At 64.7% G+C, this 15,022-nt stretch carries 17 protein-coding genes and 1 riboswitch; all 17 genes read right to left on the bottom strand.

Translation table 11 applies throughout. From position 1 onward, the window contains the following. Positions 1–263: 263 nt before the first annotated feature. The 17 genes from DMX11_RS20240 to DMX11_RS20165 all read right to left on the bottom strand — a co-directional run bounded on the left by DMX11_RS20240 (position 264) and on the right by DMX11_RS20165 (position 15,006). Positions 264–815: a glutathione peroxidase gene (locus DMX11_RS20240; RefSeq protein WP_110746119.1), complete on the bottom strand. Its 552-nt coding sequence runs from the start codon at positions 813–815 to the stop codon at positions 264–266. 185 nt (positions 816–1,000) lie between these two features. Next, positions 1,001–1,123: a hypothetical protein gene (locus DMX11_RS26265; protein ID WP_256590639.1), complete on the bottom strand. Its 123-nt coding sequence runs from the start codon at positions 1,121–1,123 to the stop codon at positions 1,001–1,003. Then, positions 1,120–2,322 (bottom strand): MFS transporter, encoded by a 1,203-nt coding sequence (locus DMX11_RS20235; protein WP_110746118.1) that lies wholly within the window; start codon positions 2,320–2,322, stop codon positions 1,120–1,122. The genes DMX11_RS26265 and DMX11_RS20235 overlap by 4 nt, the downstream gene beginning before the upstream one ends. Before the next feature lie 64 nt (positions 2,323–2,386). After that, positions 2,387–2,791: a MarR family winged helix-turn-helix transcriptional regulator gene (locus DMX11_RS20230; RefSeq protein ID WP_110746117.1), complete on the bottom strand. Its 405-nt coding sequence runs from the start codon at positions 2,789–2,791 to the stop codon at positions 2,387–2,389. A 42-nt stretch (positions 2,792–2,833) separates the two neighbouring features. Further along, the gene (locus DMX11_RS20225) at positions 2,834–3,967 is read right to left on the bottom strand and encodes a glycoside hydrolase family 5 protein (protein ID WP_256590640.1); all 1,134 of its coding nucleotides are present in this window, start codon (positions 3,965–3,967) and stop codon (positions 2,834–2,836) included. A gap of 234 nt (positions 3,968–4,201) precedes the next feature. Next, positions 4,202–4,924, bottom strand: a complete 723-nt coding sequence (locus DMX11_RS20220; protein WP_110746115.1) for an adenosylcobinamide-GDP ribazoletransferase — start codon at positions 4,922–4,924, stop codon at positions 4,202–4,204. A 1-nt stretch (position 4,925) separates the two neighbouring features. Continuing rightward, positions 4,926–5,492 carry a histidine phosphatase family protein gene (locus DMX11_RS20215; protein ID WP_110746114.1) on the bottom strand — a complete coding sequence of 189 codons (567 nt, stop codon included), beginning with the start codon at positions 5,490–5,492 and terminating at the stop codon, positions 4,926–4,928. Continuing rightward, the gene (gene cobT, locus DMX11_RS20210) at positions 5,489–6,544 is read right to left on the bottom strand and encodes a nicotinate-nucleotide--dimethylbenzimidazole phosphoribosyltransferase (protein ID WP_110746113.1); all 1,056 of its coding nucleotides are present in this window, start codon (positions 6,542–6,544) and stop codon (positions 5,489–5,491) included. Before cobT ends, DMX11_RS20215 begins: the two co-directional genes overlap by 4 nt. Next, positions 6,541–7,062, bottom strand: coding sequence for a bifunctional adenosylcobinamide kinase/adenosylcobinamide-phosphate guanylyltransferase (gene cobU / locus DMX11_RS20205; protein ID WP_110746112.1), 522 nt, complete (start codon positions 7,060–7,062; stop codon positions 6,541–6,543). Before cobU ends, cobT begins: the two co-directional genes overlap by 4 nt. A 1-nt stretch (position 7,063) precedes the next feature. Next, positions 7,064–8,518, bottom strand: coding sequence for a cobyric acid synthase (locus DMX11_RS20200; protein WP_110746111.1), 1,455 nt, complete (start codon positions 8,516–8,518; stop codon positions 7,064–7,066). Beyond that, positions 8,515–9,507 (bottom strand): threonine-phosphate decarboxylase CobD, encoded by a 993-nt coding sequence (gene cobD, locus DMX11_RS20195; protein WP_110746110.1) that lies wholly within the window; start codon positions 9,505–9,507, stop codon positions 8,515–8,517. Before cobD ends, DMX11_RS20200 begins: the two co-directional genes overlap by 4 nt. Then, the gene (gene cbiB, locus DMX11_RS20190) at positions 9,500–10,408 is read right to left on the bottom strand and encodes an adenosylcobinamide-phosphate synthase CbiB (RefSeq protein WP_110746109.1); all 909 of its coding nucleotides are present in this window, start codon (positions 10,406–10,408) and stop codon (positions 9,500–9,502) included. Before cbiB ends, cobD begins: the two co-directional genes overlap by 8 nt. Then, positions 10,405–11,055, bottom strand: coding sequence for a 5,6-dimethylbenzimidazole synthase (bluB, locus tag DMX11_RS20185; RefSeq protein ID WP_110746108.1), 651 nt, complete (start codon positions 11,053–11,055; stop codon positions 10,405–10,407). Before bluB ends, cbiB begins: the two co-directional genes overlap by 4 nt. After that, the gene (locus DMX11_RS20180) at positions 11,052–12,347 is read right to left on the bottom strand and encodes a cobyrinate a,c-diamide synthase (protein ID WP_110746107.1); all 1,296 of its coding nucleotides are present in this window, start codon (positions 12,345–12,347) and stop codon (positions 11,052–11,054) included. The genes bluB and DMX11_RS20180 overlap by 4 nt, the downstream gene beginning before the upstream one ends. After that, positions 12,344–12,955 (bottom strand): cob(I)yrinic acid a,c-diamide adenosyltransferase, encoded by a 612-nt coding sequence (gene cobO / locus DMX11_RS20175; protein ID WP_110746106.1) that lies wholly within the window; start codon positions 12,953–12,955, stop codon positions 12,344–12,346. The genes DMX11_RS20180 and cobO overlap by 4 nt, the downstream gene beginning before the upstream one ends. Positions 12,956–13,074: 119 nt before the next feature. After that, a riboswitch (cobalamin riboswitch) is annotated at positions 13,075–13,295 on the bottom strand. Between the two features lie 387 nt (positions 13,296–13,682). Next, a complete protein-coding gene (locus DMX11_RS20170; protein ID WP_110746105.1) occupies positions 13,683–14,216 on the bottom strand; it encodes a C40 family peptidase in 534 nt (177 codons plus the stop codon). Between the two features lie 139 nt (positions 14,217–14,355). Further along, the gene (locus DMX11_RS20165; RefSeq protein WP_110746104.1) at positions 14,356–15,006 is read right to left on the bottom strand and encodes a C40 family peptidase; all 651 of its coding nucleotides are present in this window, start codon (positions 15,004–15,006) and stop codon (positions 14,356–14,358) included. Between the last annotated feature and the right edge of the window lie 16 nt (positions 15,007–15,022).

Raw genomic sequence — 15,022 nt, 5'->3', positions numbered from 1 at the left:
CCTCGCTACGGGCATGCTCCCGGGAGTACGCGCCGAAGGCCCCATCCATGGGGCCTCAGCGCTTGACGGGCATCCATGCCCGTCACCTCCCTCCGCATGCCCTTCGCTCGGCCTACTGAAGTCGCAACCTGTGTCGCCTGAACTATCGCGCACTTAGAAGCAGAATCAAAAACCGAAGCAAGAGCTAGAGCCAAAGCAAGCACCAGCAACCAGCAACCAGCAACCAGCAACCAGCAACCAGCAACCAGCAACCGGCAACCAGGTTACTGCTTCGAGGCGATAGCCTTTTCAATCGCTGCCCGGAACGCTGGATCATCCGGCTTGGTGAGGCTGGAGAAATTCCCGATCACCTTGCCCTTGCGATCCACAACATACTTGTAGAAATTCCACTTCGGCGCACTACTCTGGCTGGCCAGCTCGGCGAACAGTGGTATCGCGTCTTTACCCCGCACCGGCTGGGTCTTGGTCATGGTGAAAGTAACGCCATAGTTGGCATAACAGACCTTCGCGGTCTTCTCGCTGTCGGCGTCTTCCTGCTTGAAGTCATTGGACGGTACGCCGAGCATCTCCAGGCCCTGCTCGTGATAGTGCTTGTAAGTCGCCTCAAGCCCCTCGAACTGCGGCGCAAACCCGCAGTAACTCGCAGTATTCACCACCACCAGCGGCTTGCCCGCAAACCGTTCGCACAGCTCGACCTGGCCCTTGCCCCGCAGCTCCGGCAAGCTGCCCTGCAACAACGCCGGGCAATCGGCAGCCCAGCTCGATGCACTGGCAAGTAACGCTAGCACCGGCACCGCAAACCCATGTGCACGCATGGTTCGTTCTCCCGCATTGAATCCTTGAACCTGCAGGGTAGCGCCAGAACCAAACGAATGCCCACTTTACGTTACGAACCCATAGCCGACGCATCCAGACATCTTGCCCGCCCACAACACTGAACGAACGCTACCTCCAAGCAATAGACCCGCTTCCGGGAGCCATGAAAAGGCAGCCCTATCGCCTAACAAACCCCCATGCCCAGTTGCATCAACGCCATCCCACCCCGGTGCCACCCCCACCACACCAGCGCCAATAGCGCCAGCGCAGCGACGGCCAGCAAGCCACGGGTCAGGTAGCGGTTCATGCGGCCTGTGCCTGCAGGCGGGCAACCGGGCGTTCGCGCACGGGCCAGTTAAGGGCTGCAGCCAACAGGCTAAGCAGGATGGAAATTTGCCAGACCAAGTCGTAGCTGCCGGTACGGTCATACACGACCCCGCCCAGCCAACCACCCAGGAAGGCACCCAACTGGTGAAACAGGAACACGATACCGCCCAGCATGGACAAGTTGCGCACGCCGAACACCGTGGCCACGGTGCCATTGGTCAGCGGCACCGTGGAAAGCCACAAAAGGCCCATGGCGATGCCGAACAGATACGCACTGAACTCGCTCACCGGCGCCCACAGGAACAGCACGATCACCACCGCACGCAACAGGTACAGCCCGGTCAGCAAGCGCGGCTTGGACATGCGCCCGCCCAGCCAACCAGCGGTGAAGGTACCGACGATATTGAACAGGCCAACCAACGCCAGCACCGTGGTACCGGTAGTTGCGGCCAGGTGCTGGTCAACCAGGTAGGCCGGCAGGTGCACACCAATGAACACGACCTGGAAGCCACAGACAAAAAAGCCCAGCGCCAGCAACCAGAACCCCGAATGCGAGCAGGCCTCGCGTAGTGCCTGGCCCAGCGTCTGCTCCGCAGCACTACTGGGCAGCGGGCGGTCACGCAGCAGGCCGACGAAGGGCACGATGAACGCCACCATCAACCCCAGCACCAGCAACGCTGCCGACCAGCCCAGCCACTGGATCAGGCCCAGGGTACCCGGCAGCATGGCGAACTGACCGAACGAGCCAGCGGCACTGGCGATGCCCATGGCCATGCTGCGCTTCTCGGCAGGCACTGCACGCCCGACCACGCCCAGAATGACTGAGAACGAGGTGCCGGACAGGCCAATACCGATCAGCAAGCCGGCACTCAGCGACAACGACCAAGCCGAGTCGGCCATGCCCATCATGATCAGGCCGCCGGCATACAGAATGCCGCCAATGATCACTACCTTTGCCGCGCCCAGGCGGTCGGCCAGGGCACCCGCGAACGGCTGCGCCAGCCCCCAGATCAGGTTCTGCAAGGCAATTGCGAAGGCGAACACCTCGCGCCCCCAGCCGAAATCGGCGCTCATGGGTGCCAGGAACAGGCCAAAGCCGTGCCGCACACCCAGGGACAGCGCCAGGATCAAAGCTGCCCCCAACAATACCCATCCGCTGGTACGCCACACCGAAGTCATTGTCGTTATCTCCAGCACATCACAAGGTTTTTGCGGGTATATACCCGCTCATAGTCGTATCGATTCAGGCCAGTTGATCCAGCAAACGCACCAATTCATCCCGCTGCCCTTCCCCCAGCCGCGCCACCAACTCGACCTGGGCCTTTTCCCAAGCGGGGTGGGCTGCCTGCAGCAACTGCACACCCGCATCGGTCAATAGCACCACGCGGTTGCGCTGGTCGTCGCCACCGGCCAGTGCCACCAGCCCCTCGGCCTCCAGCACCCGCAGGTTACGGCCCAAGGTGCTGCGCTCAAGGCCCATGGCCTCCGCGAGGGTGGTAATGCTGGGGCGGTCGAGCCTTTGCAGGTGCCGTAGCAGGGAAAACTGCGCGACATTGACCCCGAAGCCGGCAAGGGCCTCGTCGTAATGCCGGCTCACCCCACGGGCGGCCCGACGCAAATGGGTACAGATGCATTCACTGGTCAGCATGGGTACGTGTATATACCCGCGTCCCCAGTGTTGCAATCAATTTCATGGTCTGGATTCAACCCAACCTGAGGCCAAGCGCTTGCGGATGGGCTCGAACTCCACCGTGGCCTGGCGCGGCAACGGGTCCGGCGCCCCCTGGTCAATCGCCTGCCAATAGCGCCACGGCACCTTGGCCGACCCCAGTTCGTAATCCATGCCATCCCAGCTGTCCTCGCGGAAGCTGTAGAACGCCCAGTGCAACTGATCGCGCTCCATGACCCCGAGCACGTCCTCGAGATACTGCGGGCAACCCGGCAACCGGCGCATGCAGCCGAACTCGCCCACCACCAGGCGTGAACGCGGCACGTTCATGGCCTCTGCCCACGCCATTGGTTGCTGCAGGTACTGCTCCACGCGCTGCCTATTCCAGTGCTGGGTTTGCCCGGCAAACGGTGCGGGGCCGGGATAGGCGATGGGCTGCTTGCGCGCCATGTTGGGGGAACTGGTGACATGATAAGGCTCGTACATGTGCACGCTGTACAGTACCCGCTGGTCTTCCAGGGCGCTCGGCCAGTATGCGAATGCATCTGCAGCCGCGAACCAGCCGGCATCGACCATGATCGGCGTGTCAGTGTCCTCCTCGCGAATGGCCGCTATCAGTTGCCGGTATAACGCTGGCAGATCACGCGCACCGCCCTGTTCTCGGGCATACCACTGCTGCATCCGCCCAGGGTCAGCATGCTCGGCCAAGTCGCTGTGCTTTTCTGGCGCAGGCTCATTGATCAGGTTGTAGGCGGCGATGGCCGGGTGACCTTTCAGTTCACGCGCCATGTCCTGCCAGAAACCTGCAGCCTGTGACCAGAAGCGCTTGTCCTGCCACAGCCGGTCATCGAAGCGGCCCTGATTGTTTTGCGACCAACGCATACCGGGCAGCGAGAGCGGCGCGATGACCACCTTCAGCCCCGCCTGGTGCGCACGGTCGAGCGTGGCGCGTAGCGTCGCCAAATCGGCAGCGGGCAGGCCGACATAGGAATCAGCGTTGCCGAGGAGGAAGTCACGGTCTGCCGGTTGCCATTTGTCGTAGGAAAGCCGCACCCAGGTGGCACCGTAGCCGCTCAAGGCATCGAAATAGGCTTGGTCGGGTGGCAATCGGTTGAAGCTGTTACCGCCGTGGCGGGGGGCGTCCCAGAACGCCATGAGGTCAGCTGCAAACACAGCGGGACTCATGGCTATCAACATGATCGTGAGCATGTAATGACGCATGGGCAGATCCTCCCCTTCGACCAAATCTGGAAGCATAAGCCAACTGAAAGATCTGCGCAGTTTCTGGGTTTTTCCAGACAGTTACCATCCGTTTCTGCTCAGAAACGTCTTACAGAAACGCCTCACCTTCGACAGTTTGCGCCTGCAGAAGCTGCGCAAGGCAACGGCTCAAATGCCCAATGCCAGCGCCAGCACTACGGTCAGTTCGAGCAGCTCCAGCATTGCGCCTGCGGTATCCCCGGTGGTCCCGCCCAAGCGCCGACACATCATCTGCCGCAACCAGGCGAACACCATCAGCGCCAGCAGCACAGCCCATCCGCCCAGGCACAGGCAGAACAGCGCAGTGCCCAGCAACACCCACCCGGCTGCACGTCGGGGCAGGTACTCGGCCAGCGCCTGGCCCAAGCCACCTGGCCGAACATAAGGCGTGCAGAGAAACAACCCCAGCATCGCCGCCCGCCCGATCAGCGGCGCCAGCAGCAACTGCGCGCCAACCCCCTGCTCTACCAGTACCCACAGGGCGCAAAACTTCAGCAGCAGCACCACCACCAGGGTGACCACGGCAATGGGCCCACTGCGCGGATCCTTCATGATGCGCAAGGTGCGCTCACGGTCGCCAAAGCCGCCTAGCCAGGCATCGGCGCTGTCCGCCAGGCCATCCAGGTGCAAGGCACCACTGAGCAGCACCCACAGCGTCAGCAGCAACGCCGCATGCAGCGGCGCCGACGTGCCTTGCAGCAGATGGCTGGCCAGCCACAACAGCAAGCCGAACAGCAGCCCGACCAGCGGATAGCACAACAATGAGCGCCCGGTATCACGCGGCGCCGGCATGCCCGGCAGGCTCACCGGCAGGCTGCTGAGGAACTGCAAGGCTATCCAGAAAGGCAACATCTCAAACTTCCTCGACCCACTGCCCGCTGTCACCCCAAACCAGCCGCATCAACGCGCCATGCCCGACCTCGACCTGCAGCAAGTGCTCTCTCGGCAAACCACGGGCACGGGCCAGCAGCAGGCGCATCACTCCACCATGGGTGACCAGCAGCACGCGCTTGCCGGCATGTTGAAGGCGCAAACCCTCGACTGCCGCTAACACACGCTCGGAGAACGCTTCGACCGGCTCACCATTGGGCGGCGTGAAGGCGTAGGGGTCAGCCCAGAAGCGCCCGAGTGCATCCGCCTGGGTTTCCATGATCTGCGCAGCGCTGCGGCCTTCCCAATCGCCAAAATGCAGCTCCTGCAACCGCGGTTCGCGCTGCACCGCCACATCCAGACGCGCACCCAGCTCATCGGCAAAACGCGCACAACGCTGCAGCGGCGAGCTGACCAGCACCTGCCACGGGCCGGCCTCGGCCACGGCACTGCGCATCTGCGCCCAGCCCTTTTCAGTCAAGGCATCGTCAAGGCTGCCGCGCAGGCCGCCCTGCTCGGTTTCACCGTGGCGCAGCAGGTCGAGGATCATGCCGGGCGGTCCGCCACCGCGGCCTCGGCAAAGGTCGCCATCTGCCCGTGCAGTGCACAGGCCAGGCGCAACAGTGGCACTGCCAAGGCAGCGCCACTGCCCTCGCCCAGGCGCAGGCCCAGGGCCAGCAGCGGCTCAGCCTGCAGCGCAGCGAGCAAGGCCTTGTGCCCAGGCTCGGCGCCTTGGTGGGCGAACAGCAACCAGGCCCGGCACTGCGGGTTGAGGCGTACCGCCACCAGCGCAGCGACGCTGCAGATGAAGCCGTCCACCAGCACCACGACGCCTGCCTGCGCGCAGCCGAGGTAGGCGCCGGCCAGCGCGGCGATCTCGAAACCACCCACACAAGCCAACGCTTGCAGCGGCTCCTCGGCACGCAAGCCATGCAGTTGCAACGCCCGCTCGATGACCTCAGCCTTGTGCCGCACCCCGGCGTTGTCCAAGCCGGTGCCGGGTCCGCTCAGTTCTGCTGCCGGGCAGCCCAGCAGGACGCTGGCCAAGGCCGCAGCCGCGGTGGTGTTGCCAATGCCCATTTCGCCACCGATGAACAACTGCGCGCCCTGTTCGGCTGCACGCAGCGCGCCCTCGCGCCCGGCCTGCAAGGCGGCTTGCAGTTGCGCCTCGGTCATCGCCGGCTGGCGGGCAAAGTTGGCGGTGCCGGCGCCGAGGCGCAGATGGCGCACCCCGGGCAGTTCCAGCTGTGGGTCGATGGTGCCGAGGTCGACCACGTCCAGGTTGGCCTGCAGTTGCCTCGCCAGCACGCTGATAGCGGCGCCACCGCCGACGAAGTTGCGCAGCATCTGCCCGGTCACCGCCTGCGGGTAAGCCGAGATGCCCTCCTCGACCACGCCGTGGTCGCCGGCAAAAATGCCGATCGCGGCCTTATCGAGCGTGGGGCGTTCTTGCCCCTGCAAGCCAGCCAGCTGAATGGCCAGGCCTTCGAGCTGGCCCAGCGAGCCGGCAGGTTTGGTCAGCTGTTGCTGACGGGCGCGGGCCTTGTCCATGGCGGCGTTGTCGAGAGGTTGGCAGGCTTCGCGCCACCAGGCTTGAGTCATAGAGCAGGTCCTTTGAGTATCAGGGGCAGGCCGGCCACGGTCAGCACCACGCGCTGACAGCGCTCGGCCACGGCTTGGTGCAGCCCGCCGGCAAGGTCGACATAACGCCGGGTCAGCTCGCCCATGGGCACCACGCCCAGGCCGGTTTCATTACTGACCAGAATGAGGCTGCCGGGCAACTGATCCAGGCAAGCCAGCAAGGCATCACGCTCCTCGGCCAGGCGCTGGTCGTCTTCGAGCATCAACAGGTTGGTCAACCACAGAGTCAGGCAATCGACCAGCAAGCAGCGCCCTTCGTCCGCCTCGGCGCGCAGCACGGCGGCCAAGGCCAGAGGCTCTTCAATCAACCCCCAATCAGCAGGGCGACGCTGGCGGTGCAGCTGAACGCGTTCGTTCATTTCACCATCCAGCGGCTGACTGGTGGCAATGTAGGTCACCGGCAGCCCGCTGGCACTGGCCAGCTGTTCGGCCAGGCGGCTCTTGCCGGAACGGGCGCCGCCAAGGATCAGGTTAAGCATTTCAGGCCACCCCACACAGCTGGCGCAGGCGCGCGGTGTCCAGGTGCGTTTCCACCAGGTCGGCCAGGCGCTCGATATCGCGCTCGCGCAGGGCCTCGTAATCAATCATCTGCACATCCTCCAAACCCGCCCAGCGCAGCAACGCAGCGCACGACTGGCTACCTTCGAACAGACCATGCAGGTAGGTGGCAAGCACCTGCCCGTCGGCACTGATGGCGCCATCGCAGCGGCCATCTGCCAACCGCATGGCAGGCCGCTCCAGAGCCGGGCCGGTGGTGACTCCGGCATGGATCTCGTAACCGCTGACCGGCGAGGCTTCAAGGTTGAGCGTGCCCGCCACGTTGCGCAGCTGCTTCTCTGCTTCAAGCACCGTGGTGTAATCGAACAGGCCCAGCCCCGCGCTTGAGCCAGCAGCCCCCTCCAGCCCAAGCGGGTCATGCACCGCGCGGCCAAGCATCTGCAGGCCACCGCAAATACCGATCAGCTTGCCGCCATAGCGCAGATGCCGATCGATGGCCTTGTCCCAGCCGCGCTCGCGCAACTGCGCCAGATCGCCCCGCACACTTTTGGAGCCCGGCAGGATGATGAGGTCGGCAGCGGGGATCGGCTGGCCCGGGCCGATGAACTGCAGGTCTACCTGCGGGTGCAGCCGCAGTGGGTCGAAATCGGTGTGGTTACTGATACGCGGCAATACCGGCACGATCACCTTGAGCACGCGTTCGTGCTTCGCGCCCTGGCGCATGTCGATACCGTCTTCGGCCTCCAGATGCAGGTCGGTGACGTAAGGCAGTACGCCCAGCACCGGTTTGCCGGTGCGCTGCTCCAGCCAATCCAGCCCCGGCTGCAACAGCGCGATGTCGCCACGGAAGCGGTTGATCACAAACCCTTTCACCCGAGCCTGCTCACTGGGCGAAAGCAGCTCCAGGGTGCCCACCAGGTGGGCGAACACCCCACCACGGTTGATATCGGCGACCAGGATCACCGGGCAGTCCACTGCTTCGGCAAAACCCATGTTGGCGATGTCGCCAGCACGCAGGTTGATCTCCGCCGGCGACCCTGCGCCTTCGACCATCACTACCGGCCAGGCGGCACTCAGGCGTTGGTGCGAGGCCAACACTGCCTGCATGGCGATAGCCTTGTAATCGTGATAGGCCACCGCGTTCATGCTGGTAACGGCGCGGCCGTGGATGATCACCTGGGCGCCGGTATCGCTGTTGGGCTTGAGCAGCACGGGGTTCATGTCGGTATGCGGCGCCAACCGGCAGGCCTGGGCCTGCACCGCCTGGGCGCGGCCGATTTCACCGCCATCGGCGGTCACGGCACTGTTCAACGCCATGTTCTGCGGCTTGAACGGCACCACACCGATACCCTGGCGCAACAGCCAGCGGCACAGCGCAGTCACCAGCGTGCTCTTGCCGGCGTCGGAAGTGGTGCCTTGCACCATGAGGGTGGTCATGCCGTTTCCTTTTGATAGGCCGCCAAAGCCAGCGCCAGGCGCTGCTCATCCCCTTCAGAGGCAGGCAGGCCCAGGCGCACCGCCGCAGGGTGTTCGAACAGGCGCACCAGGATGCCGCGGCGGGCGAGAAAGTCGTGCAATCGCGCAGCACCTTCGCTGCGCACGTACTGGAACAGGTCGCAGCCACCAGTGGGCGCCAGGCCGGCACCGCTCAGCATCGCTGCGAGCCGGTGGCTGGCCGCGGCACAGCGTTCGATCTGCGTACGCTGCGCAGCCTGATCAGCCAGGCTGGCCTGCGCCAACACCCGGGTCGGGCCATTCACCGTCCATGGCCCAAGCCATTCGGCCAGCCGCAGCAGCAGGCTGTGTTCGGCAGCGACGAAACCAAGGCGTACCCCGGCCAGGCCGAAGAACTTGCCGAACGAGCGCAGCACGATCAGGCCCGGGCGCTCGGCGCAGTCCATCACGCTGCCGGCCGGGGTGTTGTCCATGAAGGCTTCATCAACCAGCAGCCAGCCACCCCGCGCGGCCAGACGAGCATGCCAGGCCAGCAGGCGATCACGCGGCACTCGGTGCCCGGTGGGGTTGTTGGGGTTGACCAGCACCAGCACGTCGAGGCTGTCGAGCGCAGCCTCCACTTGGCTTTCGCCCAGCTCCACCAGCTGATGCCCTGCGCGCTGCCAGGCATACGGATGCTCGGCATAACAGGGTGAAAGCACCCCGACCCGGCAGGCTGCGCGCATCAGCGGCAACGCCTGAATGGCCGCCTGCGAGCCGGCCACCGGCAGCAACTGGCTGGCGCCATAATAGGCACGCGCGCTGTCTTCCAGGCCGTCCTCGGTTTCCGGCAGGCGGGCCCAGGCATCGAGCGGAATTGCCGGGATTGGGAACGGCCAGGGCGCAATGCCGCTGGACAAGTCGAGCCACTGCTCGCGGGCAATTCCGTATTGGCGCACCGCGCGCAGCAGGCGACCACCGTGTTCAAGCATTGATATAAGCCCCCAGGCAGATCACCAGCAGCCACAGCCATACGCCGCGCTGCACCAGGCCCCAACCGCGTTCGATGGCGTCGGCATCGGCCACCGGCCCTTCGCCCAGGCGAGGCCGCTCGTGCAGTTCGCCGTGGTACACCGCCGGGCCACCGAGCTCCACGCCCAGCGCCCCGGCGCCGGCAGCCATCACCGGCCCGGCGTTGGGGCTGTCCCACAGCGGGCCCTGCCTGCGCCAGCAGGCCAGGGCCAGGCGGGTCTTGCCGAGCAACGCATAGGTCAGCGCCACCAGCCTTGCGGGAATATAGTTGAGGACGTCGTCGATGCGCGCGGCACACCAGCCAAAGCGCTCGAAGCGTTCGTTGCGGTAGCCCCACATGGCATCCAGGGTATTGCTCAGGCGGTACAGCACCACGCCTGGTGCGCCAGCCACGACAAACCAGAACAGCGCAGCGAACACGGCATCGCTGCCGTTCTCCAGTACCGACTCGGTGGCCGCCCGGGCCACCGCCGGCTCGTCCAGTTCGCGGGTTTCACGGCTGACCAGAAAGCCGACCCGGCGCCGCGCCTCCTCCAGGTCACCCTGACGCAAGGCGTTGGCTACCGGCAGCACATGCTCGCCCAGGCTGCGCAACCCCACCGCACAGTACAACGCCAGCACATCCACCAGCCAGCCGACATACGGCAGCCAGGACAGCACCAGCGCCACCAGGGTCAGCGGTAATACCGCCAGAACCCAGGCGCTCACGCCATGACTGCGCCAACCACGACCGCCAGCATTCAATCGGCGCTCGAGGTTGCTGGCCATCTTGCCGAAGGCCACCAGTGGATGGCGCCGCTGCGGTTCGCCCAGCAATGCATCCAGGGCCACCCCGGCCACGGTGAGCAAGGCCACGCTCATTGCTGCTCTCCCCATTGGTTCTCAAACAGCATTTCACTCAAGGGCCGTGCTTCGGCCCAGTTTTCCTGCACCAGCATCGGCACTGGGTAAAACTCGGTGACCGGGCCCAGGCACAGCACCGCGACCGGCTTGGCACCCGCAGGCATACCCAGCAGCGCCGCCAGTTCAAGCGGGTCGAACAGCGACACCCAGCCCATCCCCAGCCCTTCGCCACGGGCTGCCAGCCACAGGTTCTGGATGGCACAGGCCAGCGAGGCCAGGTCCATTTCCGGCAGGGTGCGGCGGCCGAAAATGTGCGGTTCGCGGTTATCCATCAAGGCTGCCACCAGCAATTCGGCACAGTCGTTGATGCCTTCCACCTTCAGCTTCATGAAGTCGTCGGAGCGTTCGCCCAATGCCGCGGCAGTGCGCACGCGCTCCGTCTCAACCAAGGCCTGGATCTGCCCACGCAGCTCGCGCCGGGTAATGCGGATGAAGCGCCAAGGCTGCATGAGCCCGACGCTGGGCGCCTGGTGCGCAGCGGCCAGCAGGCGACCCAGCAATGCAGGCTCAACCTGGCCGCCAGCGAAGTGGCGCATATCCCGGCGCTCGCCGATGACGCGGTAGATGGCGGCGCGCTCGGTGTCGCTGAAAGCGTGTTCGCTCATGGTCGCAACAGCGCCGCCGCCGCATCCGGGTTGGAAGGGAAGTAGAAGTGCACGTAGGAGGCCGTCAACCGCCCCAGACGGTACACCGCTTCGTTGCCGCGCCCGCCATTGGGGCTCAGGCCGCGGGCAATCGGCTCCAGCCCGGTGCTGGTCAGCGAATGGTGATAGGTGTGCCCTCGCAAGGTGCCTTCCGGTAACTCCACCGCCTGCAGGGCCAGGGCCGCCAGGCGCTTCTGCATGGTTGCTTCGCCCGACAGCAGGCCAAGCAGTTCGGCGCGTTCGCCTGCCACATCGGTCAAGGCATCGAGCAGGTACAGCATGCCGCCGCATTCGGCCAACAACGGCTTACCCTGTGCGTGGTGGGTGCGGATCGCCTCGCACATCGATGCGTTCGCTGCCAGCGCCCGGTGATGCAGCTCCGGGTAGCCGCCCGGCAGGTACAGGCTATCGACCTCCGGCAACTCGCGATCGTGCAACGGCGAGAAGAATTCCAGATGGGCACCGAGGTTGCGCAGCAGGTCGAGGTTGGCGCCATAGGTAAAGGCGAAGGCCTCGTCCCGCGCCACGCCGATTCGCACACCGGCCAGCGCGGCCACGCAGGCTTGCGGCGGCGGTGCGGCAAAGCTCACCGGCGGCGGCAAGGCGGCGTCACAACTGGCACCTAGCGCCTCGGCAGCGGCATCCAGACGGGCATCCAGGTCATTCAACTCACTGGCCTGGACCAGCCCCAGGTGGCGGCTGGGCAGCTCGATGCCGCGCTCGCGGGACAAACCGCCATACCAGCGCAGGCCTTCGGTCAGGCTGCCCTCCAGCAATTGTGCGTGGCGCAGGCTGCCCACCCGGTTGGCCAGCACGCCGGCAAACGGCAAGTCGGCCTGGTAACGCGCCAGGCCCAGGGCCAATGCACCGAAGGTCTGGGCCATGGCCGTGCCATCGATCACCGCCAGCACCGGTACGCCAAAATGGCGCGCCAGGTCGGCGCTGGACGGGGTGCCATCGAACAGCCCCATCACGCCTTCGATCAGGATCAGGTCGGCCTCCCCGGCGGCTTCCCACAACAGCCGGCGGCTTTCCTCCGCGCCGATCATCCACAGGTCCAGCTGGTACACCGGCGCGCCGCTGGCCCTTTCCAGGATCATCGGGTCAAGGAAGTCCGGCCCGCACTTGAACACCCGCACCTTGCGCCCGAGATTTCGGTGCAGGCGGGCCAGTGCGGCAGTGACCGTTGTCTTGCCCTGGCCAGAAGCGGGTGCCGCGATCAACACGGCGGGGCAATGGCGCGCCTGGCTCACAGTTCGACGCCCTTCTGTGCGCGGATGCCGGCCTGGAAGGCATGCTTGAGCATGCCCATTTCGGTCACGGTGTCGGCCAGTTCGATCATTTCAGGCTTGGCTGCACGACCAGTGACGATCACATGCTGCATCGGCGGGCGAGCCTGGATGTCGGACAACACCTGATCGAGGTCGAGGTAGCCATGCTTGAGCGCAATGTTCAGCTCGTCCAGCACCACGAACTGCACGTTCGGGTCCTGCAACAGCTGACGCGACACCGCCCAGGCCGCTTCGGCCGCAGCGATGTCGCGTTGACGGTCCTGGGTTTCCCAGGTAAAGCCTTCGCCCATCACGTGGTAGCGCACCTGCTCGGGAAAGCGCCGGAAAAACAGCTCTTCGCCGGTGCTGTTGCGGCCCTTGATGAACTGCACCACGCCGCACTGCATGCCATGGCCCAACGCGCGCGCGAGCATGCCGAAAGCCGAGCTGCTCTTGCCCTTGCCATTGCCGGTTAGCACCAGCAGCAAGCCGCATTCGTTGGGGGAGTTGGCGATACGTTCGTCGATGACCGCCTTCTTGCGCTGCATACGCGCCAGGTGGCGTTCGTCGCGTTCGGTGGATTCGCTCATCAGGGTTCTCCGCTGGCTGGCACCGCGGCAACGCGCGACGACAGGTAATAGGCAGGCAGACGGAGAGCGCGCAGGGGCCATGGCAAGCGCCACGGTGCACCGCGCATCACCCTCCGTGATGCCGTTGGCAGATATCAGGCCGGTCTCCGGGCTTGTGAGCGGGCCTTGGCCCTGGCCTGCGCGCCTTCCCGGGTGTTGGCACCCAGTGGCCATGCGCGGCCGCGACTCACCTACCGTTGCGGGGGCAGCGCCGGAATCGCGCCACGCTGGCGCCCACCGGCTTCCCAGTTTCACCCTGCGCAGTCGAGGCTGGCAGGGCACCTGAAACACGCGCGAAGGTTAGAGGGTTGCACCCATAGCGTCAATCCAAGCGGCCCGTTCGCTGTCGAACAGGCGTTTTGCTTGACGGCGGGGGGCGGTATCACCGTCAGCATTCATTTTTTCAAAGGGAACCGGCGCTTTGGCTTTTGGGCTTTTGGGCTTTTGGGTTGTGGGCTTTCACATCACGCAGACATTCATTCGCGATAGTGGCGCCTACTCACCTTTCCGCCCTTACGGCGGATCCCTTTTTGTCGCGTTGACAAAAAGTGACTCGCCGTAAGGGCGAAAAGGTGAGTCAGAGGCGCCATCGCAAATGGACTATGCGCGCCATTAAAACCAGCACTTTCCCGATTCAAGCTTCAAGGCGTGGTGAGCCAGCCTGTCAACCGAACCTGCCGCCCGCCCCTCAGGGGTTCTGAGCCAGGTGCCCTTGCGGGATCACCCGCTTGGCCTGCAGGTAAGCCTTGGCCCAGTAGCTGTTCGACAGGTAGTCCAGGCGCACCGTACCGCCAGTAGAAGGTGCATGCACGAAGCGCCCCTCGCCGACGTAGATGCCGGCATGGCTGACCTGCGAGCCGCCGCTGGTGGCGAAGAACACCAAATCACCCGACTGCAACGACTTGGCATCCACCGTGGGTGCACGCATCACGATCATTTCCCGCGTCGAACGCGGCAAGCTGATGCCGGCGGCATCTCGGTAGACGTACTTGATCAACCCGCTGCAGTCAAAGCCAGAGTCCGGCGTGTTGCCACCCCAGCGATAAGGCGTGCCAACCAGACCGATGGCGCGAATCAACACGTCGTCTGCAATCGGCGAAGGGCTGGGCTGGCTGTAGGTCACCTGCGGCTGTACCACAGGGGCCGGCGCAGGCGCACGGCTGGAGCAGGCAGCCAGCAAGGCTGCCAAGGAGAGAAATGCGAAGCGCGCCATCTTTATCATGGCCAGAACATCCTGTCTGAGACCGCTGCGCAGCAGCCGAAAAGAGTTGAGAATTTAGATTAGACGCTTTCTGTAAATGCGCACGGCGGCGAGCTTTTTTCAAAGCATCGCCGCCGCGGCAGGATATATCATTTGGCCATCAGTTGCGCGCGATATTCGTCGGCGCCATGGCCAGGGCACGCTTGGCCTCAATGAAGGTCTTGCTCCAGTAGCGATCACCGAGGCTGTCGATGCGCACGCCACCGCTACGGCGGCTGCTGGAGTGGATGAATTGGTTATCACCCAGGTAGATGCCGGCATGGCTGACGCGACCGCGGCCATTGGTACTGAAGAACAGCAGGTCACCTGGCTTGAGCTTGTTGCGCGCCACTTTAGGGGCATCGACGTTGATCATTTCACGCGTGGAGCGTGGCAGGGTCATACCAGCCTCCTCGCGGAACAGGTAGCCGATGAAGCCACTGCAGTCGAAGCCAGACTTTTCCGAGGTACCACCAAAGCGGTAGCGGGTGCCGATCAACGACATGCCGCGCTCGAGAATGCTGTCAGCCAGGACTGGAAGCTGGTAAGGCTTGCTGCTGGAGAAGGACGCCAGGTCATCTTCGGTGGCCAGTTCTTCCGGCTCGCCGAACACCGACGAGGGCGAGGCTTTGGCTTTGATTGCCGACTGTGCGGCGATCGGGGTGTGATCCTGAGGCTGTGGCTCTGAATGAGACGCCGGGCCTTGAGCCGCGCAGCCAATAAGCAGGGTCACGAGTGCGAGTGGCACGAGGGGTGCGAAGCGCTTCAGCATGGGCACGACCGTGTCT

The sequence above is a fragment of the Pseudomonas sp. LB-090624 genome, from assembly GCF_003205205.1.
Lineage (GTDB): Bacteria > Pseudomonadota > Gammaproteobacteria > Pseudomonadales > Pseudomonadaceae > Aquipseudomonas.
This window is presented reverse-complemented; position numbering and strand designations above follow the sequence as displayed.

Coding starts and splice junctions, on each gene's coding strand:
- DMX11_RS20235 (WP_110746118.1), bottom strand. CDS start 2,322: ATGACTTCGGTGTGGCGTACCAGCGGATGGGTATTGTTGGGGGCAGCT.
- DMX11_RS20240 (WP_110746119.1), bottom strand. CDS start 815: ATGCGTGCACATGGGTTTGCGGTGCCGGTGCTAGCGTTACTTGCCAGT.
- cobO (WP_110746106.1), bottom strand. CDS start 12,955: ATGAGCGAATCCACCGAACGCGACGAACGCCACCTGGCGCGTATGCAG.
- DMX11_RS20165 (WP_110746104.1), bottom strand. CDS start 15,006: ATGCTGAAGCGCTTCGCACCCCTCGTGCCACTCGCACTCGTGACCCTG.
- DMX11_RS20220 (WP_110746115.1), bottom strand. CDS start 4,924: ATGTTGCCTTTCTGGATAGCCTTGCAGTTCCTCAGCAGCCTGCCGGTG.
- DMX11_RS20215 (WP_110746114.1), bottom strand. CDS start 5,492: ATGATCCTCGACCTGCTGCGCCACGGTGAAACCGAGCAGGGCGGCCTG.
- cobT (WP_110746113.1), bottom strand. CDS start 6,544: ATGACTCAAGCCTGGTGGCGCGAAGCCTGCCAACCTCTCGACAACGCC.
- DMX11_RS20225 (WP_256590640.1), bottom strand. CDS start 3,967: ATGGCGTTCTGGGACGCCCCCCGCCACGGCGGTAACAGCTTCAACCGA.
- bluB (WP_110746108.1), bottom strand. CDS start 11,055: ATGAGCGAACACGCTTTCAGCGACACCGAGCGCGCCGCCATCTACCGC.
- cobU (WP_110746112.1), bottom strand. CDS start 7,062: ATGCTTAACCTGATCCTTGGCGGCGCCCGTTCCGGCAAGAGCCGCCTG.
- DMX11_RS20200 (WP_110746111.1), bottom strand. CDS start 8,518: ATGACCACCCTCATGGTGCAAGGCACCACTTCCGACGCCGGCAAGAGC.
- cobD (WP_110746110.1), bottom strand. CDS start 9,507: ATGCTTGAACACGGTGGTCGCCTGCTGCGCGCGGTGCGCCAATACGGA.
- DMX11_RS20230 (WP_110746117.1), bottom strand. CDS start 2,791: ATGCTGACCAGTGAATGCATCTGTACCCATTTGCGTCGGGCCGCCCGT.
- cbiB (WP_110746109.1), bottom strand. CDS start 10,408: ATGAGCGTGGCCTTGCTCACCGTGGCCGGGGTGGCCCTGGATGCATTG.
- DMX11_RS20170 (WP_110746105.1), bottom strand. CDS start 14,216: ATGATAAAGATGGCGCGCTTCGCATTTCTCTCCTTGGCAGCCTTGCTG.
- DMX11_RS26265 (WP_256590639.1), bottom strand. CDS start 1,123: ATGAACCGCTACCTGACCCGTGGCTTGCTGGCCGTCGCTGCGCTGGCG.